Source organism: Alsobacter sp. P4_H11, from assembly GCF_056400925.1.
On sequence record NZ_JBFUKI010000011.1, the window covers coordinates 134,840 to 156,369 of the forward strand.

Here is a 21,530-nt window from a genome sequence, read left to right on the forward strand (position 1 = left end):
TGCGGAGTTCTCCGGGAAACCGGGTCCCACGGGACCATCGACCAGAGGGGAAGATCAATGAAGAAACTGCTGTTGACCGGCATCGCGCTCGGCGCGGTGATGGCCATGTCGGGCGTCGCCAACGCACAGATCAAGATGGGCGTCGCCGGCCCGATCACGGGCCCGAACGCCGCTTTCGGCGCTCAGCTGAAGAACGGCGTGGAGCAGGCCATCGAGGACATCAACGCCAAGGGCGGCATCCTCGGCCAGAAGATCGTTCTCTCGACCGGCGACGACGTGTCGGATCCCAAGCAGGGCGTTTCGGTGGCGAACAAGTTCGTCGGCGACGGCGTCAAGTTCGTGGTCGGCCACTTCAACTCGGGCGTCACCAACCCGGCTTCGGACGTCTATCAGGAAAACGGCATGCTGATGGTGACCCCGTCGGCCACCAACCCGAAGATCACCGAAAAGGGCATGTGGAACGTGTTCCGCACCTGCGGTCGTGACGACCAGCAGGGCGCCGTTGCGGCCGAGTACATCTCCAAGCAGCTCAAGGGCAAGAAGGTCGCGGTCGTTCACGACAAGACCACCTACGGCCAGGGCCTCGCTGACGAGACCAAGAAGGCCATGAACAAGGCCGGCGTGAAGGAAGTCCTCTACGAGGGCGTCAACACGGGCGAGAAGGACTATTCGGCCCTCGTTTCGAAGATCAAGTCTTCGGGCGCCGAGATCGTCTACTGGGGCGGCCTGCACACCGAAGGCGGCCTGATCGTGCGCCAGATGCGCGACCAGGGCGTCAAGGCCGTTCTGATGTCCGGCGACGGCATCACCTCGGACGAGTTCGCGACGATCGGCGGCCCCGGCGTCGAAGGCACCCTGATGACCTTCCCGCCGGACCCGCGCGCCCGTCCGGAAGCCAAGGAGATCGTCAAGAAGTTCGAGGCGAAGAAGTTCAACCCGGAGGCGTACACGCTCTACAGCTACGCCGCCGTGCAGATCATCGCCGCCGCCGCCGAGCAGGCCAAGTCTCTCGACCCCAAGAAGGTCGCCGAGGTCATGCACTCCGGCAAGCCGTTCAAGACCGTCATCGGCGACATCGCCTATGACAAGAAGGGCGACATCACCCGTCCGGACTATACGATGTATGTCTGGAAGAAGGGCGCCGACGGCAAGATCACCTACGTCGAGAACAAGTAAGCTCAGCCTCACGGCTCAGCGGAAGGGCGCCCCTCGGGGCGCCCTTTTTCGTTGGGAGCGGACGTCAGCGTCCGCCAGCGTTCCTCAAAACACCCGCATCGTCCGTTTTGCAAAACCCTGCCGCGGTGCTAAGGGAAGCATGCGCCAAGCGTCGATCTTTCACGAAGGCCCGCCGATGTCCGACCCGCTGTCCCGCCTCCTCGCCGAACGCCGCTGTTTGCTGGCCGATGGCGCAACCGGCACTAATTATTTCGACATGGGGCTGATGTCCGGCGAGGCGCCCGAGAGCTGGCTCACGGACAGCCCCGAGAAGGTAGCCGATCTCCATCGCCGCTTCGTTGAGGCCGGCTCCGACATCATCCTCACCAATAGCTTCGGCGCGAACCGCTTCCGCCTCAAGCTGCATGGCTTGCAAGACAACGCCGTGGAGTTGAACCGCCTCGCGGCCTCCATCGCCCGCAAGGTCGCGGACGAGGCCGGCCGCACCGTCGTGGTGGCGGGCTCCATCGGCCCCACTGGCGAGCTCTTCGAGCCACTCGGCGCGCTCACCATGGCGAGCGCGGTGGCGGCCTTCGCCGAGCAGGCGCGCGGCCTGAAGGCGGGCGGCGCCGACGTCGCCTGGATCGAGACCATGTCGGCCCCCGAGGAGCTCGAAGCCGCCGCCCGCGGCGCCATCGAGGCCGACCTGCCCTACGTCTTCACGGCGAGCTTCGACACGGCCGGCCGCACCATGATGGGCATGACGCCCGAGAGCCTGGCCGCGCTGGCGCAGACCCTGCCGCGCAAGCCCCTCGCCTACGGGGCGAATTGCGGCATCGGCCCGGGCGATCTCGTCGCCTCCGTGCTGGCCATGAGCGGCGCCGCGCCCACCGACGTTCTGGTCGCCAAGGGCAATTGCGGCATCCCGGTGCTGCACGGCGACCATGTGCATTACGGCGGCACGCCGGAGCTGATGGCCGAATACGCCCGTCTTGCGGTGGCGTCGGGCGCGCGCATCGTGGGCGGCTGCTGCGGCACCTCGCCGGCCCATATCGCGGCCATGCGGCAGGCGCTCGATACGCTGCAAACGGCCGAGCGGCCCAGCATCGAGGCCGTGGAAGCCAGCCTCGGGCCGATCACCCGCCCCAAGGCTTCGGCTGGCCGCGCCCGCTCGGGCCGTCGCGGAGCCGCCGAGACGGCCGAAGCGTGAGCGAAAGCCTGGTCACGTTCCGTCGCGCCGTCGCCACGGACGTGCCCGCGATCGTGGACCTGTTGGCCGACGACGCCCTGGGCGCCACGCGCGAAAGGCCCGGCCTGCCGCTCGACCCCCGCTATGCGGACGCCTTCGCGGCCATCGACCGCGATCCCAACCAGCTGCTCGCCGTGGTGAGCGACGGCGGCGGCATCATCGGTTGCCTGCAGATCAGCTTCATCCCTGGCCTGTCGCGGCTGGGGCTCTGGCGCGGGCAGATCGAGAGCGTCCGCATCGCCGCGTCCCATCGGGGCGGCGGCCTGGGGCGGCGCATGTTCGAATGGGCGATCGAGCAATGCCGCACCCGCGGCTGCGGCCTCGTCCAGCTCACGTCCGACAAGAGCCGCGCCGACGCGCTGCGCTTCTATGATGGGCTCGGCTTCAAGGCGAGCCACGAAGGGCTGAAGCTGGAGCTGTGATCAGCCCAGCCGGCCCAGCGCCGGGAACGTCTCCAGCAGCCAGAACGAGATCTCGGTGAAGGAGCCGGTGAGGAAGGCGAGCCCGGTCACCACCAGCAGAGCCCCCATGGCTTTCTCCACCATGCCCATGCGCTTGCGAAACCGCCGCATGAAGCCGGTGAACTGCTCAAGCCCAAATGCGGCCAGCAAAAACGGAATGCCGAGCCCTGCCGAGTAAAAGGCCAGCAGCGTCGCCCCGCGCAGGGCCGTATCCTCGGTTCCGGCCACGGCCAGAATGGAAGCCAGGATCGGCCCGATGCACGGCGTCCAGCCGAACGCGAAGGCGAGACCCATCACATACGCGCCCCACAGGCCGATGGGCTTTTCCACGCTCAGCCGCGCCTCGCGGTACAGCATGGCGAAGCGGAACACGCCGAGAAAATGCAGGCCCATCAGCACGATGGCGACGCCGGCCACGATCGAGAGCGTCTGGATGTATTGCCGAATGAACTGCCCCAGCACGGACGCGGTCGCGCCCAGCATCACGAACACGGTCGCGAAGCCGAGCACGAACAACAGCGACGCCAGCATCACGTCGCGCCGCGCCGCGCGCTCGCCTTCTTCCGCCAGGTCCTCGATGGTCGTGCCGGCGAGGAAGCAGAGATAGGGCGGCACCAGGGGCAGGACGCAGGGGCTGAGGAAGCTGAGCAGGCCGGCGAAAACGGCGGCCGGAAAGGAGACGTCGGTCATGCGCCCGTGTCTACGCCCTTCCCCCGCCGCGGCCAAGCCGAGGACTGTTCCCGATGCCGTGAGCACGGCCGGCCGAACCAAAGGGAGCCGACGAGAGTTGATCCCCCACTCGGATCGGGAGCCTCAGATGCGCATCACATTCGCTATCGTCGCCGTCGCCTTTCTCGCAACCGCCGGCTCCGCTCAGGCGGCCGGCTGCCTCTCCGGCGCCGTGGTGGGCGGCGTCGCCGGCCATGTGGCGGGCCACGGCAAGCTCGGCGCCGTCGCCGGCTGCGCCATCGGCCACAGCAAGGCCAAGAAGCAGAAGCGCGAGGAGCAGCAGCGCAACCAGCAGCAGCCTCCGCAGGGCTAAGCTCACGCGGCGAGGAGCGCGGCGGCTCAGGCCGCCGGCGCCCTTGCGTCCGGGCCGTGTTGTCCCAACACTGCGCCCATGCGCAATCTCATCACAGACGTCCCCGGCGTCCTCGTCGGCAACGCCCATGACGCCGCCATCGCCAGCGGCGTGTCCGCGATTCTCTTCGACGCGCCCGCGACGGCGAGCTATGCCGCCCATGGCGGCGCGCCGGGCGTGCGCGACACGGCGCTGCTTGAGCCGGACAAGACCGTCGAAGCCATCGACGCCATCGTGCTGTCGGGCGGCTCCGCCTTCGGGCTGGATGCGGCCGGCGGCGTCCAGGCCGTGCTCGCCGAACGCGGGCGCGGGTTCCGCATCCGTGACCTCACGGTGCCGATCGTTCCTCAGGCCATCCTGTTCGATCTCGCCAATGGCGGAAACAAGCGCTGGGGCCGCAAGCCGCCCTATTTCGACCTCGGCATCTCAGCCTGCGAGGCGGCCCAGCCGGACTTTGCGCTCGGAACCCACGGCGCCGGCTACGGGGCGACCACCGCAACCCTGAAAGGCGGGCTGGGCTCGGCCAGCACGGTGACGCCGTCCGGCTTCACGGTGGGGGCCATCGTGGCCGTCAACGCTGTCGGGAGCGTCACGATCGGCGATGGGCCACAGTTCTGGGCCGCGCCGTTCGAGGAGAACGGCGAGTTCGGCGGCCTCGGCCAGCCTGTCCGCGTTTCGCCTGAGGCGCTTCGACTGCGCCTAAAAGGCGGGCCGGGCGAGAACACCACCATCGCGGTGGTCGCCTGCGACGCGCTGCTCACCAAGGCGCAATGCAAGCGCATCGCCGTGGCGGCGCATGACGGCCTCGCCCACGCGATCCGCCCGGCGCACACGCCGCTGGATGGCGACATCGTCTTCGCGGCCGCCACGGGCCGCCGGCCTGCGCCGGCCGACGCCTATGCGCTGAACGAGATCGCGGTCGCGGCCGCCGATTGCCTGGCGCGCGCAGTCGCGCGCGGAGTCTTCGAGGCGACCGCCCTGCCCTTCCCGGGCGCGCTGCCTGCCTGGAAGGACAGGTTCGGCCGCATCATGGTGACGCCGTAGCGCCTCAAAGGAACCGCTGCGCCCGGTACGGCTCGGGATTGGTGAAAGGCGTTTCGCCCGTCATCATCTCGGCGATCAGCCGGCCCGTGACGGCCGACAGCGTCAGGCCGTGATGGGCGTGGCCGAACGCGAACCACAGGCCCTTGTGGCGCGGCGCCTCGCCGACGATCGGCAGCATGTCGGGCGTGCAGGGCCGGGAGCCCATCCACGGATGCGCGTCCACGGCGTCCCCGAGCGGAAACAGCTTGCGCGCCCGCGGCTCCGTCCGGGTGATCTGCACCGGGCTCGGCGGCGCGTCGCGATCCGCGAACTCGGCCCCGGTGGTGAGGCGGATGCCCCGGTCCATGGGGGCGAGCACATAGCCGTTGTCGGCGTCCAGCAGCGTGTGGTTCAGCACCGCGTTGCCGGCCGGCTTGTAGTGCATGTGATAGCCGCGCTTCACGGCCAGCGGCAGGTCATAGCCGAGCGGCTTGAACACCACATCGGACCAGGGGCCCAGCGCCGTCACGACCTCACGGGCATGCACCACGCCGGCCTCGGTCTTCACCGTCCAGCCGGCGCCGTCCTGCTGCAGCGAGCGGGCGTCACCCGCCAGCAGCGCGCCGCCGCGCTTCTCGAACAGGTGCAGGTAGGCTCGCGAGAGGCCGCCCGGGTCGGAGATGCAGGCCGGGTCCTTGAAGTGGATCGCCCCATAGGCGTCCTCGGTCAGGTGCGGCTCGCGCTCGCGCAGGCCCTTGCCGTCCAGGAACTCGAACGTGAGCCCGAAAGGCGTCAGCCTCTTGGCGTCCTCGGCCGCCGCCTTGTACTTGGCCTCGCCGCGAAACATCTTGATCCAGCCGGTGCGCCGCATCAGGTGCTCGGCGCCGGCGGCGGCGATCAGGGGCTCGTGCTCGGCCAGACACCGCTCGATCAGCGGCAGCGAGGCCCGCATCGCCGCCATGTGGCCGGCCGGCGACGAATTCCACCAATAGCGCGCCAGCCAAGGCGCGATCTTGGGCAGGTAGGAGAGGTGGTAATAGGCTTCCGGCGTCTGGTTCAGCCCGTAGCGGATGAGATCGCTGAGCTTGCGCGGGAACGCATAGGGGAAGATCGAGGCTCGCTCGATGATCCCCGCATTGCCGAAGCTCGTGCCCTCGCCCGCGCCGGCGCGGTCGACGATCGCCACCGAGCGGCCTTTTTCCTGGATTTTCAGGGCCGTCGCGAGACCAACGATCCCGGCGCCCAACACCACGACATCGCGCTGCATTGCTTCTTCCGCCGCCCCATGCTCGATTGCCGGGAGTTTAGGGCCTGCGCCCTCCGTCTCCCACTCCGAACGTCACGCCAGCAAGGATCGCGCCGCTCGCCTCGCGACGCAATCTAGCGACAATTCCGAGAAGGTGCTGCATCATTGGCGTGAGCGAGAAGCAAGTTGCACAATTGCAGAGCGCTATCCTCTCGTTTGGCGGTGGATTCTGCCGCTCCCGCTCGTCCTGCCCCCAGACGCCCCATGCGATCCGCCCGATGACCCCCGTTCTCGCCCCTCTCTCCCGCGCGCTCGCCGCCATGGGCCGCTACGGCACGCTGGGCTTCGCGATCTCGATCTTCGTCGGCCTGGCCCTGCCGGGGCTCGCTTCCACGATGCGGCCGGTGCTGCCGTTTTCGATCTTCGTGTTCGTGGTCCTGACCTTCGCGCGCGCCGACCTCGCCGGCGTGCGGCGTGCGCTGAAGCAACCCGGGCGGGTCGCCCTGTCCTGGTTGTGGGTGACGGCCGCGATGCCCGTGATGGTGTTGATCGCGCTCGCGCTGGTCGGGCGCGCCGCGGTTGATCCAGGGCTGCTGCTCGGCCTGGCGCTCGTCGCCGCCTCCCCGCCCCTGATGGGTTTCGCCGCCTACACGTCGCTGCTGGGCATGGACAACAGCGTCCCGGTCGCCCTGCTGGTTCTCACAATGGCGGTGACTCCGCTGGTCTCGCCCCCGCTCGCCACGCTGGTGGCGGGCGCCGTGGTGCCGCTGGATCCCACGGTGCTCAGCCTGCGGCTGCTGTGGATGCTGGGCGGCGCCTTCCTGGGCGCCTTCGCGCTCAGGCGTTTGGTCGGGCCGGCGCGCATCGCCGCCCTAAAGCACGAGTTCGACGGCGTCTTTGTGGTGCTCTACCTCGTCTTCGCCATCGCGGCGATGGACGGCGTGATCGCGGCCGCGCTCGCGTCGCCCGCCAAGGTGGCGCTCTATCTCGTGGTGGCGACGCTCACCTGCATCACCGGTTTGGCGGTGACGATGCTGGTTCTCTGGCGCCTCGGGCGCCCGGACTCGTTCGTGCTCGGCCTCGGCTCCGGCATGCGCAACACCGGGCTGCTGATCGTCGCGATGGGAGCCGCCTGCCCGCCCGATACGTACCTGTTCTTCTCGTTGCTGCAGTTCCCGATCTACTGCGCGCCGCTGGCCGTGGCCCCTTTGGCGCGATGGGTCCGCAACTCGTCCGCTCTGGCGCCCGCGTCGTAGCGCTCGCCCAGTTCCTGGGCCACGCGGTCATGCGCGCCGTTCTCCATGGCGCGCTGGATGCGCCGCAGCCAGGCTTCGGCGTGCTGCTGCCGGACGGCCGCGTCCCGGATGCCCTCATGCGCGGCCCGGATCCCGTCGATCGTCCCCTGGATCGATTCCTCCACCATCGCGATTGCGGCCGTGGTGGCGTCGACCCGCGCCTCGGCCCGCATGGCGGCCTGCTCCACCGCGCTGATCTTCTGAAGCGAATTTCGCCGCTCGTCGTCCAGGGCGGCGCGGAGGTCTCGCAGCCGCTCTTCCGCTTCGGACAGGAGCCGCCGGCGCGCGCGCATCCGCTCCGTCGCGTGATGCGTCAGGCTGAGCGTCGACGCCCAGGCGCCCGTGGGATCGTCGCGGGTCGGATCGTCGGCGACGCCATCGGCCGTCCGTTCGCTCGGGAACGGGACGACCACGCGGTCTTCACTTGGCGTGGGCGGCGGGCTGTGCATTCGGTCCCCGGAACGGCTTCGCTGACTGGCGCGGCGTCAGAGATTCGTTGCCGTTATCAGGTCGACATTCGTCAAGGCCGGTGTCAACACGATCGCGTTGGGCGACGACCTCGGAAGGGCTCTCCGTCCACAAGCGGAATTGCATTTTCCAACTCAAAGAATTGATAAGTGTAAAAAACAACCCCATGCTCGTCAGCAGTGTGAGTCGCACGGCGGAGCGGCCTGATGGCGCAATGGTCTTTGATTGATAGACAACTCGGCAAGGTGTGGAGCCGCAAGCGGCCCGCGCCGAACAGAACGTTGGACGCCGTCGGCGAGCAGGCCGAAACAGTGCGGCTGAGCATCGCCTCCATGGAAGCGCGGCTCGACGAGCTGAAGTCCCTGTCCACGGACTTCGCCCGGTTGGTGCGGCCAATGGACGACTTTCTGGACCGCCACCCGCAACTGCAGGCCCGCCTCGCCGAAGTGGAAGCCGGGCTGCAGCGCGAATTGGAGCTTGGCCGCGACCTGCGCCGCGAGCGCGACGAAGCCGCCGCCGCGGCTCTGAAGGCGACCGACGAAGCCGCCCAGAGCGCCGCCGCCCTGGCGCGGCAGCAGGCGCTGGCCCGCGAGAACGACGAGACGATCACCGAGCTGAGGCTGGCGCTGCGCAGCCGAAGCGAGGCCGCCGAAGCGCTCCGCCGCAAGAACGACGAGGAAAGCGAGCGCAGCCGCGCGCTCGGCGACGAATGCGGCGCGTTGCGCACGCAGACGCTGACGCAAGGTCAGCGCGTCGCGCAACTCGAACAGCGCCTCGCCGAAGCGCAGGCGCAGGCCGCCATGCTGGCGCGCGACAACGAGCGCCTCTCCCGTGCGGTCGACGACCAGGTGCGGCGCATCGGCGAGCTCACGGCCCGCCGCGACGAGCTTGAACGGCTCCTCGCGGACGAAACGGCGCGCGCCGGCCGCCTCGAAACCGGCCTCGCCGACGAGGCCTCCCGCCGCCAGCGGCTGGAGCTGCAGCGCGAAGGCGAGCAAAGCGCCGCCTCGGTCGAGATCGCCGCCCTCACGCTGAAGAGCGAAGGCCTGGGCTCGCGGCTCGCTTCGACGCTGCAAACCCTCTCCGAAACGCGTGAGCAACTGCGCGACAAGGTCGAGCGCGTGCAACTGGCCGAGCAGGCCGCCTCCGTGGCGGCTCTCGACAACACCGCCAACGCCCGCAAGGTCGCGGCCGCGCAGGACGAGGCTCAACGCGCCCTGGATGCGCTCGCCGACCTGCGCGCCACCAACGCGGCGCTCGCCGCGAAGATCGAGACGCTGGAAGGCGCGGTTGGCGTCAAGTCGGCCGAGCTGGAAGCCGCCGGCGCGCAGGCGCAAGTGCTGGCGGACCGCGTCGAGCAGCTCAAGGCGCGCAACGCCGAGGAGCGCGCCGCCCTGGAGGCCGCCAACCGCCGTCTCGAAAACGCCCTGCAGGGCGAGCGCGCCGAGCGGTCCCTGGCGCAGGGCGCTCTCACGATCGCGCGCGAAAGCCGGGCAAGGCTGCAGTCGGAATTCGCCAGCCTGCGCCGCCGCTCGGAGCAGGAGCCGCATCATGCGGGCGATCAGGCGGTCGCAACGATTGCCGGGCTTGCGACGGCAAGCGCCGCGGCAACGCCCACCGCCGCCGCCGCCCTGGCGGCCGCGGACGACCCCAAATCGGCGGCCGTCGAGGCCCAGAAGCGTCGGATCGAATTGACCGACGCCGCCACCTGAACCCCGCCGCCAGCGCCCGTGCGATCACTCCAGCCTCCCGGAGCCCACCATGACCAGCCCGTCCGTAATCGAGCCTCTCGCCCCCGCCACTTCGGTCGACAGCTCCGCCGCCGCGCTCGCGCGCGCCGTTCCGCCGGCGCCGCCCGCGCCGGACTACGCCCAGATGGCTCGCATGCTGGGCGTCCGCCACACCCAGGAAGCGCCGGCCGATTCGCGCCGTGACTGGGGCGCGGCGCTCGACATGATGCAGGAGGCCTTCGAGGCCGTGCGCGTCGCCGAGCAGCAGAACCAGCGCCTGGAGGGCGCGGCCGCCGAGGCGCGTCGCCACTACGAGGCCCAGCTGCGCCGCTGCGAGGAGCAGATCGCCGCCGTCACGGCCCGCGCCGAAACGGCCGAGCGCCGCGCCGCCGAGGCGGAGTCCTGGCTTGAGCGCTTCCACGCCGCCATCGTGGAAGGCTTCACGCCCCGCCAGGGTTCGCCGCAGCGTTGATCCGGGCCGCTGGGAGGGCGCCCATGCAGGAGAAGTCGCACGCGCATGACAGCCTGGAGGCTGAGCTTCGCAAGCTCATCCCGATGATCATGGCGGGCCAGGAGCCCGGCCCTGCGGGAGCGCGGCGCACCAATCCGCAGGCGCACGCCGCGCTTCGCAAGCCCGAGCAGCGCGACTGGTCCAACACGCTCGACATCATCGAGCGTGCGGCCGATTGGAGCCACGCGCTCGACCGCCGACGCATCGAGTGCGAGGCGCAGGCGCGCGAACTCATGCAGGCCATCAACGAGGAGCGTCTGCGCGGCGAGAACCGGGTGCGCGACGCCGAGGAGCGCATCCGCGTCGTCGAGGCCCATGCGGCCGAGCTCGAGAGGCGCCTGCGCGAGCGCGAGGGCCAGCGCGAGTCCCTGCTGTCGCGGCTGGCCATCACCAACCAGGAAGCCTTGCGGGCCGAGGCCAACGCCCAGCGCGTGGAGCGCTGGCTCGACCGCCTGCACGTTTCCATCAAGACATGGCTCAGCGCCGCCCAGGACGAGGGCCGCAGCGGCGTCGGCCAGCGGCGCTCCGCCTGAGCGAAGCGCGCCCTGCAGGCTGGCGCCAGCCTTGCGACAGACTCTGCGACTGACCGCGCCACGATGGCGCGTCGCGCATGAGGCAACACCATGGCGCTTCCCATTTTGGCCGCTGCAGGGGCCGCTTCCACGCTCTCCAGCCTGCTGGACGCGTTCAAACCCCACAAAAAGCACCATAACAAGCCGGAAACCGGCTCGGCCGGCTCCACGAGCGAGACCGCGGCTGCTGGGCAAAACATGCCGGGCGGCGCCGCCGGCCCGGCAGGTTTCGACCCCACCCAGCTTCTGGCCAAGATGGATTCGGACAGCAGCGGCGGCATTTCCAAGACCGAGTTCGGCGACTTCCTGAAATCTCTTGACAAGTCCAAGGGTGGCCTCCTGGAGATCCAGGCCCAGGCGGCCGGCACCACCACCGACAATGTCGCCTCAACGCTGTTCGGCAAGCTCGACAAGAACGCGGATGGCTCGCTCTCGGCGGACGAGCTCTCGGCTATCGGCCCCGGCGAGCGCCATCGCCGGGCGAACCCCGCCAGCGGCGCCCAGGATGGATCGCAGCTCTCCCTCACCGACCAGCTCATGAAGAGCTTCGACGGCAACGGCGACGGCTCCATCAGCAAGGACGAGATCGCGGCCGCGCTGGACGCCTCGCGCAACGGCCAGGAGCGCGGCCGCTCCGCCGTGAAGAGCACGCAGCCCAATCTCGAGGCCCTGGCGATGCGCGCCGTGCAGGCCTACAACCGCTCCCTCCGCGCCACCGGGACTTCGACCTCCGCCTGAGCGGCGGAGCCATTGCCTGACGCCGCGCGCGGTGCTACGCGCGGCGGATGGAAAAGCCGCTCCTGATCGCCCCGTCCATTCTCGCCTCCGACTTCTCGCGCCTCGGCGAGGAAGTCCGCGACGTCGCCGCCGCGGGCGCCGACTGGATCCACCTCGACGTGATGGACGGGCACTTCGTGCCCAACATCACCTTCGGGCCCGACGTGATCCGCGCGCTGCGCCGCCACACCGACAAGCTGTTCGACGCGCATCTGATGATCGCGCCCGCCGACCCCTATATCGACGCGTTCTGCCGGGCCGGCTGCGACATCGTCACGGTCCACGCCGAGGCCGGCCCGCACCTTCACCGCTCCCTCCAGGCCATCCGCAACCACGGCAAGAAGGCCGGCGTGTCGATCAACCCGGCCACGCCCGAGAGCGTTCTCGAATACGTGCTGCCGCACGTCGACCTGATCCTGCTGATGACCGTGAACCCCGGCTTCGGCGGCCAGGCCTTTATTCCCGAGATCGTCGAGAAGGTTCGCCGCGTGAAGGCGATGGTGGGCGACCGCCCAATCCACATCGAGATCGACGGCGGCGTTACGGCAGACACCGCCCCGCTGGTGACGGAAGCCGGCGCGGACGTGCTGGTGGCGGGCTCCGCCGTGTTCAAGGGCGGCACGCCCGAAGCCTATGCGGCCAACATCACGGCCATCCGGGAGGCTGGGCAGAAGGCGCGCGGCTGAGAGGCTGGAGCCTTCAGGAGAGCTTCCAGGCCTCGACGCCCTTCTCCTCACACTGCCAAAAAGAGATCGCACCCCCTCAACCGTCTTCCCCGGGCTTGACCCGGGGTCCACGCGCTCGGCTAAAGCGTGGACCCCGGGACGAGACCGGCCATGACGGAAAGAGGCGCGGTCGAACACTCAGCGATTTCGGCCCCGTTTGGCCGCAGGCTGTGCAACCGACGGCGCCGGCGGCCCGGACGCGACATGGACCGGACAGCCCCTGATCTCGACCGGCGCGTTCAGCTTGCGTTTTGTCAGGTGGTAGTCCGGCGTCGCGTAGCCGGTCGGGTCCTTGCCCTGCACGTAGTTGCGCTGCCAGCCTTCCTTCACGGCTTGGGGCTCGTGCGCCGCGAGCCGGTCATTGAAATCGATGCGGCTTTGCGCCCAGCTTTTCGAGGCGGCCTTCAACCCGGGCTCGGTGTCGAGATGCGCCAGCACGGGCTGGATGCGATCCAGCAAGCGGTGAGGCGTCATCATCAAAAACGCGAAGCGCTCGCCGGCGTCGAAGCGGATCGAGCCCGGACGCGTGAATTTCCAGTTCATCGTGAACGTGAAGGGCAGCCAGGCGGTCTCCACCAGGCCGTCCAGCGGCGCAATGCCGTCCTTAACGGTGTTGGGCGCGCCGCGTGTCCACAATGCCCAGCCGGGTGAGGTTCGAAAAAGATAACCGGGGTGGAAGGTCAGCACGCCGTGCCCGAAGGCGCTCACCGCCAACCGGCTGGCGCGCGAGTTGCCGGGATCGTCAGGCGTGATCAGCAGGTCCTCCTTCAAGTCCCCGCCCGTCCAATGCGCCGAGAACCCGACGGGAGCTTGCAACTCCCACCCGCTCGCATTGGCGATCGCCAGCGGCGTGCATCGGTAGGCGAAGCGCTGGCTCGTTTTGTCCATCCAGGCCCGCTCCGAGCGGCCGGGGACCAGCGCCGGGCTATCGTCGTACTCGTAGTAGCAATGAAGGGTCGGAACGGGTTCGGCTTCGGTTTCGGACATGGCGGTTCCCTGAACTGGCCCGCCAAGCTGGCGCAAAACCGTTCACATCGGGTTTGCAGAAATAACATTCGTCAAGCGAAGGCTGCTGATGCGACGTCCCCCCGTCCTTCCCCTCATTGCCCCCGCCCCCCTCCCATGCTACCGGCGCGGTGATACCCGAAAGGACCGCCCATGATCCCGCGCTATAGCCGCCCCGAGATGGTGGCCATATGGTCGCCCGAGACCCGCTTTCGCATCTGGTTCGAGATCGAGGCCCATGCCTGCGACGCGCTGGCCGAGCTGGGCGTGATCCCGAAGGAAGCCGCGAAGACGATCTGGGAGAAGGGCGGCGCGGCCACGTTCGACGTCGAGAAAATCGACGCCATCGAGCGCGAGGTGAAGCACGACGTCATCGCGTTCCTGACGCATCTGGGCGAATTCGTCGGCCCCGACGCGCGCTTCATCCATCAGGGCATGACGTCGTCCGACGTGCTCGACACCTGCCTCGCCGTGCAGATGTCGCGCGCCGCCGACCTGCTGATCGCCGACATCGACGCGCTGCTGGCGGCGCTGAAGCGCCGCGCCTTCGAGCACAAGATGACGCCCACCATCGGCCGCTCGCACGGCATCCACGCCGAGCCGGTCACCTTTGGGCTGAAGCTCGCCGAGGCCTATGCGGAGTTCAGCCGGTCGCGCGAGCGGCTGGTCTTCGCCCGTCGCGAGATCGCCACCTGCGCGATCTCGGGCGCGGTCGGCACCTTCGCGAACATCGATCCGCGCGTGGAGGAGCACGTCGCCAAGGCGATGGGGCTGGCGGTGGAGCCCGTCTCCACCCAGGTGATCCCGCGCGACCGTCACGCCATGTTCTTCGCCACGCTGGGCGTGGTGGCGTCCTCGATCGAGCGCCTCGCCATCGAGGTGCGTCACCTGCAGCGCTCCGAGGTGCTGGAGGCGGAGGAATATTTCTCCGAGGGTCAGAAGGGCTCCTCGGCCATGCCGCACAAGCGCAACCCGGTGCTCACCGAAAACCTCACCGGCCTCGCCCGCATGGTGCGCGCTTATGCGCTGCCCGCCATGGAGAACGTGGCGCTCTGGCACGAGCGCGACATCTCGCACTCCTCGGTGGAGCGCATGATCGGCCCGGACGCCACCGTGACGCTCGACTTCGCCCTCGCCCGCCTCACCGGCGTGATCGACAAGCTGCTGGTCTACCCGGAGAACATGCAGAAGAACCTCGACCGCCTCGGCGGTCTGGTCCACTCCCAGCGCGTGCTGCTGGCGCTGACGCAAAAGGGTGTCTCCCGCGAGGACGCCTACCGGCTGGTGCAGCGCAACGCCATGCCGGTCTGGCGCGGCCAGGGCGACTTCCTCACGCTGCTGAAGGCGGACCCGGACGTCTCCAAGGCGCTCACCCCGCAGGAACTCGAGGAGAAGTTCGACCTCGGCTACCACCTGAAGCACGTCGACACGATCTTCCGACGGGTGTTCGGCGAGGCGTGAACGCCCGGGGGATTCGCGCCGACATCGGCAGCCCTCCAATCGACGGTAGAAGAACTAACACCTCCGTGAGCCTCGCCGTCATTGCGAGCCAGAGGCGAAGCAATCCAGTCTAAATGCCCGACGTTAGGCTGGATTGCTTCGCTGTCGCTCGCAATGACGGGAGGATGACCCCAATGTCCTCGCGCCTCGCCGCCAACCCCGGCGACCTGCGCGGCAGGTCGGGAAGGGGATCCAGGGCCCCGCGCTCACCCCTGGATCCTTTCCCGGCGCTGCGCGCCGCCGGGGATGACGGAGAGAGTTGAGCCGGGCCGCAATCGCATCGATGTCCGGAGCGGCCCTCCCCTGTCATCCACCTGTCATATCCATGTCATAGCGAAAGGGCGTCGCGGCCCCCGGGGTCGCGATGGAGGCGCGGCGGCGCAGGACGCGCGGCCCCTCCCCACGTCCGACATGGAGAGTCTTCATGACCCTCGCGACCAAGACCAAGACCCTTTTCGCGGCCGCCGGCCTCGCCTTCGTGGCGGCCGCGGCTCCCGCGCACGCGGCCGACATCACCGGCGCCGGCGCGACTTTCCCCTACCCGGTCTATGCGAAGTGGGCTGACGCCTACAAGAAGGAGACCGGCGTCGGCCTCAACTACCAGTCGATCGGCTCCGGCGGCGGCGTGAAGCAGATCCAGGCCAAGACCGTGACCTTCGGCGCCACCGACGCCCCCCTCAAGGGCGAGGACCTGGAGAAGAGCGGCCTCGTGCAGTTCCCGATGGTGATGGGCGGCATCGTGCCGGTCGTGAACCTCGAAGGCGTCGCCCCCGGCCAGCTCGTGCTCGACGGGCCCACGCTCGCCAACATCTTCATGGGCACGGTGAAGACCTGGAACGACCCGGCCATCGCCAAGCTCAACGCCGGCGTGACGCTGCCCGACAGCAAGATCCTGGTGGTGCGCCGCGCCGACGGCTCGGGCACGACCTTCAACTTCACCGACTATCTCGCCAAGGTCAGCCCCGACTGGAAGACCAAGGTCGGCGTATCCACCGCGGTGGAATGGCCGGTCGGCGTCGGCGCCAAGGGCAATGACGGCGTCGCCAACAACGTGATGCAGTCGAAGGGCGCGATCGGCTATGTCGAATACGCCTACGCCAAGCAGAACAAGCTCTCGCACGCCAAGATGATCAATGCCGACGGCAAGACGGTCGGGCCGGAGCTGAAGTCCTTCATGGCCGCCGCCGCCAACGCGGACTGGTCCAGCGCGCCCGGCTATGGCGTCATCCTGTCGAACCAGAAGGGCGCCGACAGCTGGCCCATGACGGCCGCGACCTTCATCCTCATCCACAAGCAGCCGGCCGACCCGGCCGCCGCCACGGACGCGCTGAAGTTCTTCGACTGGGCCTTCAAGAAGGGCGACAAGGCCGCCGAGGAGCTCGACTACATCCCGATGCCCGACGCGGTCGTCACGATGGTCGAGAAGACCTGGACGGACAACATCAAGGACACGGCCGGCAAGCCGCTGTTCACTGCGGGCAAGTAAGCGCCCTTCCCTCTCTACCGGCATCCCCGGCGACCCGCGCAGCGGGTCGGGAAGGGGATGACGGCGAGAGTTCACGCCGTCGGGCAAGTGTCCGGCGGCGCTCCAGTTCCGCCCCCATGAGGCGCACCGATGGTTGATCTCGCCATGCAGGCCACCCACGCGGAGACCCCGGCGGCCGAGAGCCGGCTGAAGGCTCTCGCCCGCTTCAAGCTGTCGGACGCCGTGTTCGGGGCCCTGGCGCGCCTCAGCGCCATGACGGTGCTGCTGATCCTCTCGGGCGTGATCCTGTCGCTCATCATCGGCTCAATGCCGACGTTGCGCGCCTACGGCTTCGGCTTCCTGACCTCGCAATCCTGGAACCCGCCGCTGGAGAAGTTCGGCGCCGCGCCGTCCATCTACGGCACGCTCGTCACCTCGGCGATCGCCATGCTGATCGCCGTGCCGGTCGGGATCGGCGTCGCTATCTTCCTCACCGAGCTGTGCCCGCCCGCCTTGCGCCGGCCCGTCGGCGTCGCGATCGAGCTGCTCGCCGGCATCCCGTCGATCATCTACGGCATGTGGGGCTTCTTCGTTCTCAACCCCTTCCTGCAGTCGATCTTGGGCTCGGGCCTGTCGCTGTTCACCGCCGGCCTCGTGCTGGCCATCATGGTGCTGCCCTTCATCTCGTCGATCACCCGCGACGTGTTCGACACCGTCCCGCCGATGCTGAAGGAATCCGCCTACGGCCTCGGCTGCACGCGCTGGGAGGTGATCAAGAACGTCATCATCCCGTTCACGCGGGTGGGCATCATCGGAGGCGTCATGCTGGCGCTGGGCCGCGCGCTCGGCGAAACCATGGCGGTCACCTTTGTGGTCGGCAACGCCAACCGCATCTCGGCCAATCTGCTGGATCCCGGCACCACCATCTCGGCCACCATCGCCAACCAGTTCGGCGAGGCCGAGCCCGGTCTCTACACCTCGTCGCTGATGACGCTCGGCCTGCTGCTGTTCCTGGTCACCTTCGTGGTGCTGTCATGCGCAAGGCTGATGCTGATGCGCCTCGAACGCCGCGCGGGAGCCTGAGCGATGAAGGACGTCTCCAAATATCGCCGCCGCGCCAACACCAACTCTGTCTGGATGGCGCTCTCGGTCGCCGCCACGGTGCTGGGCCTCGGCATGCTCTGCCTCATCCTGGGCTCGCTGCTCTGGAACGGCTTCACCAGCCTCAGCCCGCGCGTCTTCACCGAGATGACGCCCCCGCCCGGCAGCGCCGGCGGCCTGCTCAACGCCATCATGGGCTCGCTGATGATGACCGTGCTGGGCGTACTCGTCGGCGCGCCGCTCGGCATCATGGCCGGCACCTGGCTGGCCGAATACAGCGCCGGCTCGCGCCTCGCCGGCGTGGTGCGCTTCATCAACGACATCCTGCTCAGCGCGCCCTCGATCGTGATCGGCCTCTTCATCTACACGGTCGCGGTGGAGCCTGTCGGGCGCTTCTCCGGCATCGCGGGCGGTTTGGCGCTGGGCGTGATCGTGATCCCGGTCGTGTTGCGCACCACCGAGGACATGCTGCGCCTCGTGCCCACCGCCCTGCGCGAGGCGTCCTACGCGCTCGGCATGCCGCGCTCGCTGGTGATCCGAAAGGTGATCTACTCGGCCGCCCGATCGGGCATCGTCACCGGCATCCTGCTCGCGGTGGCGCGCATCAGCGGCGAAACCGCGCCGCTGCTGTTCACGGCGCTCAACAACCAGTTCTTCTCGTGGGACATGAGCCGGCCCATGTCCAACTTGCCCTACGTGATCTTCCAGTTCGCCTCCAGCCCCTACAAGGACTCCCAGAGCCTCGCCTGGGCGGGCGCGATCATCATCACCATGACGGTGCTCGTGCTCAGCATCACGGCCCGCAGCCTTTCCTCGTCGAGGACCTCCTGATGCAAGCCGCGAACGCCCTGCCCGAAAAGATCAGCGTCAAGGACCTGAAGTTCTTCTACGGCGCGAACCTGGCCCTCAAGGGCATCAACCTGCCGCTCTATGACCGCAAGGTCACGGCCTTCATCGGCCCGTCCGGCTGCGGCAAGTCCACGCTGCTGCGCGTTCTCAACCGCATGTACGACCTCTACCCCAAGCAGCGCGCCGAGGGCGAGGTGCTGATGGACGGCGAGAACATCCTCGACCCCAGGCAGGACCTCAACCTCCTGCGCGCCCGCATCGGCATGGTGTTCCAGAAGCCGACCCCCTTCCCAATGTCGATCTACGAGAACATCGCGTTCGGCATCCGCCTCTACGAGAACCTGCCCAAGAGCGAAATGGACGGACGCGTCGAGCAGGCGCTGCGCGGCGCCGCGCTCTGGGAGGAGGTCAAGGGCAAGCTCGACGCCTCGGGCCTCAGCCTCTCGGGCGGCCAGCAGCAGCGCCTGTGCATCGCCCGCTCGGTCGCGGTGAAGCCGGAAGTCATTCTCTTCGACGAGCCCTGCTCGGCGCTGGACCCGATCTCCACCGCCAAGGTGGAGGAGTTGATCGACGACCTGAAGGCGCACTACACCATCGCGATCGTCACCCACAACATGCAGCAGGCGGCGCGCGTGTCCGACTACACGGCCTTCATGTATCTGGGCGAGCTGATCGAGTTCGACGAGACGGACAAGATCTTCACCGCGCCGAAGCAGAAGGCCACGCAGGACTACATCACCGGCCGCTTCGGCTGATCGACGACGAGGACATCACCATGGCCAACCACACCGTCGCCGCCTTCGACCAGGAGCTGAAGGAGCTGCAGCGCACCATCGCCGAGATGGGCGGCCTCGCCGAGAAGATGCAATCGGACGCCATCGACGCGCTGGCCAAGCAGGACATCCGCCTGGCCCAGAAGATCATCGCGGCCGACCCCACGCTCGACCGGCTGCAGCGCGAGGTAGAGGAGAAGGCGATCCTCACCATCGCGCGCCGCCAACCCATGGCGGTGGACCTGCGCGACGTCATCGCCACCATCCGCATCGCCAACGACCTCGAGCGCGTCGGCGACCTCGTCAAGAACATCGCCAAGCGCATTCTCGCGATGGAAGGCCAGTTCCCGCCCCAGAAGCTGCTCGCCGGCATCGGCAACATGAGCCTGATGGCGCTGAACCAGTTCAAGAGCGTGATCGACGCCTACACGCAGCGCGACGCCCAGGCGGCGCTCGCCGTATGGCAGCGCGACGGCGAGATCGACAATCTCTACACCTCGCTCTTTCGCGAGTTGCTCACCTACATGATGGAAGATCCGCGCAACATCAGCTTCTGCACGCATCTCCTGTTCGGCGCCAAGAACGTGGAGCGCATCGGCGACCACGCCACCAACATCGCCGAGACGGTGTACTACCTCGTCACCGGCGAGAGCCTCGCGGTGGACCGCCCCCGCGGCGACGAGAACGAGCTCTCGGTCCAGGCCGGCCAGTAAGCCCCGAGCCGGCCAGCCAGGCCGGAACGTCCAGACCAAGGAAAAGGGCCGGCTGCTCGCGCGCCGGCCCTTCTCGTTGCGTCAGCGGCCGCGGTCAGCCAGCCTTTTCATCCACGAAGATGTCCCGGTCCTTGTTCTCGGGCACGAACAGCATGCCGATCACGAAGGTGCCGAGCGCGATCACGATCGGGTACCAAAGGCCGAAATAGATGTCGCCGGACTGGGCGATCATCGCGAAGGCCGTCGCCGGCATCAGCCCGCCGAACCAGCCGTTGCCGATATGGTAGGGCAGCGACATGCCGGTGTAGCGGATACGGGTCGGGAACAGCTCCACGAGCGCCGCCGCGATCGGGCCGTACACCATGGTGACCAGCACCACGAGGTAAGTCAGCGCCAGCACGAGCAGGATCACCTGCCCGCGGAAGAGGTCGAAGAAGCCCGACATCTTCACGATCTCGGCGTTGGCGACGCCCGGGACCGGGTAGCCCGCCGCCCCCAGCGCCTCGTTCACCGACTTGGTGAAGGCGGCCGGAACCGTCTTCGCCTGCTCGCCGGTCAGCGCGGCCGCGTCATAGGACGCCACCTCCTTGTCGCCAATGCGGATCTTGGTCATCGACCCGGCCGGCGCCTCCTGCACCGAGTAGCTCACCGAGCTGCGGGCGAGCAGCGCCTTGGCGATGTCGCATGAGCTGGTGAACTTGGAGGTGCCCGTCGGATTGAACTGGAACGAGCACTGCTCCATGTCGGCCAGCACGACGACCTTGGTCGCCTTCTGGGCCTTGTCGAGCATCGGGTTCGCGGTCTGGGTGATGAAGCCGAAGATCGGGAAGTAGGTCAGCGCCGCGAGCAGGCAGCCCGTCAGGATGATCGGCTTGCGGCCGATCCGGTCCGACAGGGAGCCGAAGATCACGAAGCCGGCCGTACCCAGGATCAGCGACCACGCGATCAGCACGTTGGCGGTGAACATGTCCACCCGCAGAATGTTCTGCAGGAAGAACAGCGCGTAGAACTGGCCCGTGTACCAGACCACCGCCTGGCCGGCGACGAGCCCGAACAGTGCGATCAGCGCGAAGCGCGCGTTCTTCCACTGGCCGAACGCTTCCGACAGCGGAGCCTTGGAGAGCGCGCCCTCCTCCTTCATCTTCTTGAACGCCGGGCTTTCCTCCATCTGGAGCCGGATCCAGACCGAGATGCCGAGCAGGAAGATCGAAAGCAGGAACGGAATGCGCCAGCCCCAGGCCGCGAAGGCCTGCTCGCCGGTCCAGCTGCGCACCGCCAGGATCACCATCAGCGAAAGCAGCAGGCCGAGCGTCGCCGTGGTCTGGATCCACGACGTGAAGAAGCCGCGCCGGCCATGCGGCGCATGCTCGGCCACATACACCACCGCGCCGCCATACTCGCCGCCGAGCGCCAGGCCCTGCAGCATGCGTAGAGCGATCAGGATCACGGGCGCGAGCCAGCCAATCGTCTCATAGCCGGGCAGCAGGCCGACCACGAAGGTCGAGACGCCCATGATCAGGATGGTCATCAGGAAGGTGTATTTGCGGCCGACGAGGTCTCCCAGTCGCCCGAACACCAGCGCGCCGAACGGGCGCACCAGGAAGCCCGCCGCGAAGGCCAGCAACGCGAAGACGTTGCGGGTCGCCTCCGGGAAGGCGGAGAAGAACTGCGCCCCGATGATCGCGGCCAGCGATCCATAGAGATAGAAATCATACCACTCGAAAATCGTGCCCGCCGACGAGGCCAGGATCACGCGCTTCTCTTCGCGCGTCATTGGCCTCTTGCGGTCCACCGCCACAGCGGCAGTCGCCTGCATGGTCATCGTCATTCC

At 68.3% G+C, this 21,530-nt stretch carries 22 protein-coding genes; 17 read left to right on the forward strand and 5 right to left on the reverse strand.

Annotation, left to right across the window (positions count from 1 at the left end; translation table 11 throughout):
- Positions 1-57 precede the first annotated feature (57 nt).
- From AC1DSZ_RS19290 to AC1DSZ_RS19300, 3 genes are all read left to right on the forward strand, one after another.
- Positions 58-1,176, forward strand: a complete 1,119-nt coding sequence (locus AC1DSZ_RS19290) for a branched-chain amino acid ABC transporter substrate-binding protein (protein ID WP_476839968.1) — start codon at positions 58-60, stop codon at positions 1,174-1,176.
- 175 nt (positions 1,177-1,351) lie between these two features.
- Positions 1,352-2,365 carry a betaine--homocysteine S-methyltransferase gene (bmt, locus tag AC1DSZ_RS19295; RefSeq protein WP_476839969.1) on the forward strand — a complete coding sequence of 338 codons (1,014 nt, stop codon included), beginning with the start codon at positions 1,352-1,354 and terminating at the stop codon, positions 2,363-2,365.
- 8 nt (positions 2,366-2,373) lie between these two features.
- Positions 2,374-2,826 carry an N-acetyltransferase family protein gene (locus AC1DSZ_RS19300; protein WP_476840003.1) on the forward strand — a complete coding sequence of 151 codons (453 nt, stop codon included), beginning with the start codon at positions 2,374-2,376 and terminating at the stop codon, positions 2,824-2,826.
- On the opposite strand, the gene AC1DSZ_RS19305 is transcribed toward AC1DSZ_RS19300, so the two are convergent.
- Entirely contained in the window at positions 2,827-3,555 is a 729-nt protein-coding gene (locus AC1DSZ_RS19305) for a cytochrome c biogenesis CcdA family protein (protein ID WP_476839970.1), read from the reverse strand.
- Positions 3,556-3,682: 127 nt separating this feature from the next.
- On the opposite strand from AC1DSZ_RS19305, the gene AC1DSZ_RS19310 reads away from it, so the two are divergent.
- Both AC1DSZ_RS19310 and AC1DSZ_RS19315 read left to right on the forward strand, forming a co-directional pair.
- Positions 3,683-3,907 (forward strand): hypothetical protein, encoded by a 225-nt coding sequence (locus AC1DSZ_RS19310; RefSeq protein ID WP_476839971.1) that lies wholly within the window; start codon positions 3,683-3,685, stop codon positions 3,905-3,907.
- A gap of 78 nt (positions 3,908-3,985) precedes the next feature.
- The gene (locus AC1DSZ_RS19315; RefSeq protein WP_476839972.1) at positions 3,986-4,990 is read left to right on the forward strand and encodes a P1 family peptidase; all 1,005 of its coding nucleotides are present in this window, start codon (positions 3,986-3,988) and stop codon (positions 4,988-4,990) included.
- A gap of 4 nt (positions 4,991-4,994) precedes the next feature.
- Here AC1DSZ_RS19315 and AC1DSZ_RS19320 read toward each other — a convergent pair whose 3' ends face one another.
- Positions 4,995-6,236 (reverse strand): NAD(P)/FAD-dependent oxidoreductase, encoded by a 1,242-nt coding sequence (locus AC1DSZ_RS19320; RefSeq protein ID WP_476839973.1) that lies wholly within the window; start codon positions 6,234-6,236, stop codon positions 4,995-4,997.
- Positions 6,237-6,493: 257 nt separating this feature from the next.
- Here AC1DSZ_RS19320 and AC1DSZ_RS19325 point away from each other — a divergent pair, with 257 nt between their 5' ends.
- Positions 6,494-7,471 carry a hypothetical protein gene (locus AC1DSZ_RS19325; protein WP_476839974.1) on the forward strand — a complete coding sequence of 326 codons (978 nt, stop codon included), beginning with the start codon at positions 6,494-6,496 and terminating at the stop codon, positions 7,469-7,471.
- On the opposite strand, the gene AC1DSZ_RS19330 is transcribed toward AC1DSZ_RS19325, so the two are convergent.
- Positions 7,396-7,923, reverse strand: a complete 528-nt coding sequence (locus tag AC1DSZ_RS19330; RefSeq protein ID WP_476839975.1) for a hypothetical protein — start codon at positions 7,921-7,923, stop codon at positions 7,396-7,398. The genes AC1DSZ_RS19325 and AC1DSZ_RS19330 overlap by 76 nt on opposite strands.
- Before the next feature lie 261 nt (positions 7,924-8,184).
- Between AC1DSZ_RS19330 and AC1DSZ_RS19335 the strand changes: the two genes are divergently transcribed.
- The 5 genes from AC1DSZ_RS19335 to rpe all read left to right on the forward strand — a co-directional run bounded on the left by AC1DSZ_RS19335 (position 8,185) and on the right by rpe (position 12,254).
- The gene (locus AC1DSZ_RS19335) at positions 8,185-9,690 is read left to right on the forward strand and encodes a hypothetical protein (RefSeq protein ID WP_476839976.1); all 1,506 of its coding nucleotides are present in this window, start codon (positions 8,185-8,187) and stop codon (positions 9,688-9,690) included.
- A gap of 49 nt (positions 9,691-9,739) precedes the next feature.
- On the forward strand, positions 9,740-10,180 hold the full coding sequence (locus AC1DSZ_RS19340; RefSeq protein ID WP_476839977.1) for a hypothetical protein: 441 nt from the start codon (positions 9,740-9,742) through the stop codon (positions 10,178-10,180).
- A gap of 23 nt (positions 10,181-10,203) precedes the next feature.
- Positions 10,204-10,752 carry a hypothetical protein gene (locus AC1DSZ_RS19345; protein WP_476839978.1) on the forward strand — a complete coding sequence of 183 codons (549 nt, stop codon included), beginning with the start codon at positions 10,204-10,206 and terminating at the stop codon, positions 10,750-10,752.
- A gap of 90 nt (positions 10,753-10,842) precedes the next feature.
- Positions 10,843-11,529: a hypothetical protein gene (locus AC1DSZ_RS19350; protein ID WP_476839979.1), complete on the forward strand. Its 687-nt coding sequence runs from the start codon at positions 10,843-10,845 to the stop codon at positions 11,527-11,529.
- Positions 11,530-11,576: 47 nt separating this feature from the next.
- Complete coding sequence (gene rpe / locus AC1DSZ_RS19355) at positions 11,577-12,254, forward strand: ribulose-phosphate 3-epimerase (RefSeq protein ID WP_476839980.1); 678 nt, start codon at positions 11,577-11,579, stop codon at positions 12,252-12,254.
- Positions 12,255-12,431: 177 nt separating this feature from the next.
- Here the strand turns inward: rpe and AC1DSZ_RS19360 are convergent, their stop codons facing one another.
- A complete protein-coding gene (locus AC1DSZ_RS19360) occupies positions 12,432-13,280 on the reverse strand; it encodes a DUF6065 family protein (protein WP_476839981.1) in 849 nt (282 codons plus the stop codon).
- A gap of 171 nt (positions 13,281-13,451) precedes the next feature.
- Here AC1DSZ_RS19360 and purB point away from each other — a divergent pair, with 171 nt between their 5' ends.
- The 6 genes from purB to phoU all read left to right on the forward strand — a co-directional run bounded on the left by purB (position 13,452) and on the right by phoU (position 19,699).
- On the forward strand, positions 13,452-14,759 hold the full coding sequence (gene purB, locus AC1DSZ_RS19365) for an adenylosuccinate lyase (protein WP_476839982.1): 1,308 nt from the start codon (positions 13,452-13,454) through the stop codon (positions 14,757-14,759).
- A gap of 463 nt (positions 14,760-15,222) precedes the next feature.
- Complete coding sequence (gene pstS, locus AC1DSZ_RS19370; RefSeq protein ID WP_476839983.1) at positions 15,223-16,284, forward strand: phosphate ABC transporter substrate-binding protein PstS; 1,062 nt, start codon at positions 15,223-15,225, stop codon at positions 16,282-16,284.
- 129 nt (positions 16,285-16,413) lie between these two features.
- Positions 16,414-17,346 (forward strand): phosphate ABC transporter permease subunit PstC, encoded by a 933-nt coding sequence (gene pstC / locus AC1DSZ_RS19375; RefSeq protein WP_476839984.1) that lies wholly within the window; start codon positions 16,414-16,416, stop codon positions 17,344-17,346.
- Positions 17,347-17,349: 3 nt separating this feature from the next.
- Positions 17,350-18,195: a phosphate ABC transporter permease PstA gene (gene pstA / locus AC1DSZ_RS19380; protein WP_476839985.1), complete on the forward strand. Its 846-nt coding sequence runs from the start codon at positions 17,350-17,352 to the stop codon at positions 18,193-18,195.
- Positions 18,195-18,968 carry a phosphate ABC transporter ATP-binding protein PstB gene (pstB, locus tag AC1DSZ_RS19385; RefSeq protein WP_476839986.1) on the forward strand — a complete coding sequence of 258 codons (774 nt, stop codon included), beginning with the start codon at positions 18,195-18,197 and terminating at the stop codon, positions 18,966-18,968. The genes pstA and pstB overlap by 1 nt, the downstream gene beginning before the upstream one ends.
- Before the next feature lie 20 nt (positions 18,969-18,988).
- A complete protein-coding gene (gene phoU, locus AC1DSZ_RS19390) occupies positions 18,989-19,699 on the forward strand; it encodes a phosphate signaling complex protein PhoU (RefSeq protein WP_476839987.1) in 711 nt (236 codons plus the stop codon).
- Between the two features lie 94 nt (positions 19,700-19,793).
- Here the strand turns inward: phoU and AC1DSZ_RS19395 are convergent, their stop codons facing one another.
- A complete protein-coding gene (locus AC1DSZ_RS19395) occupies positions 19,794-21,473 on the reverse strand; it encodes an MFS transporter (protein ID WP_476840004.1) in 1,680 nt (559 codons plus the stop codon).
- Positions 21,474-21,530: the final 57 nt, after the last annotated feature.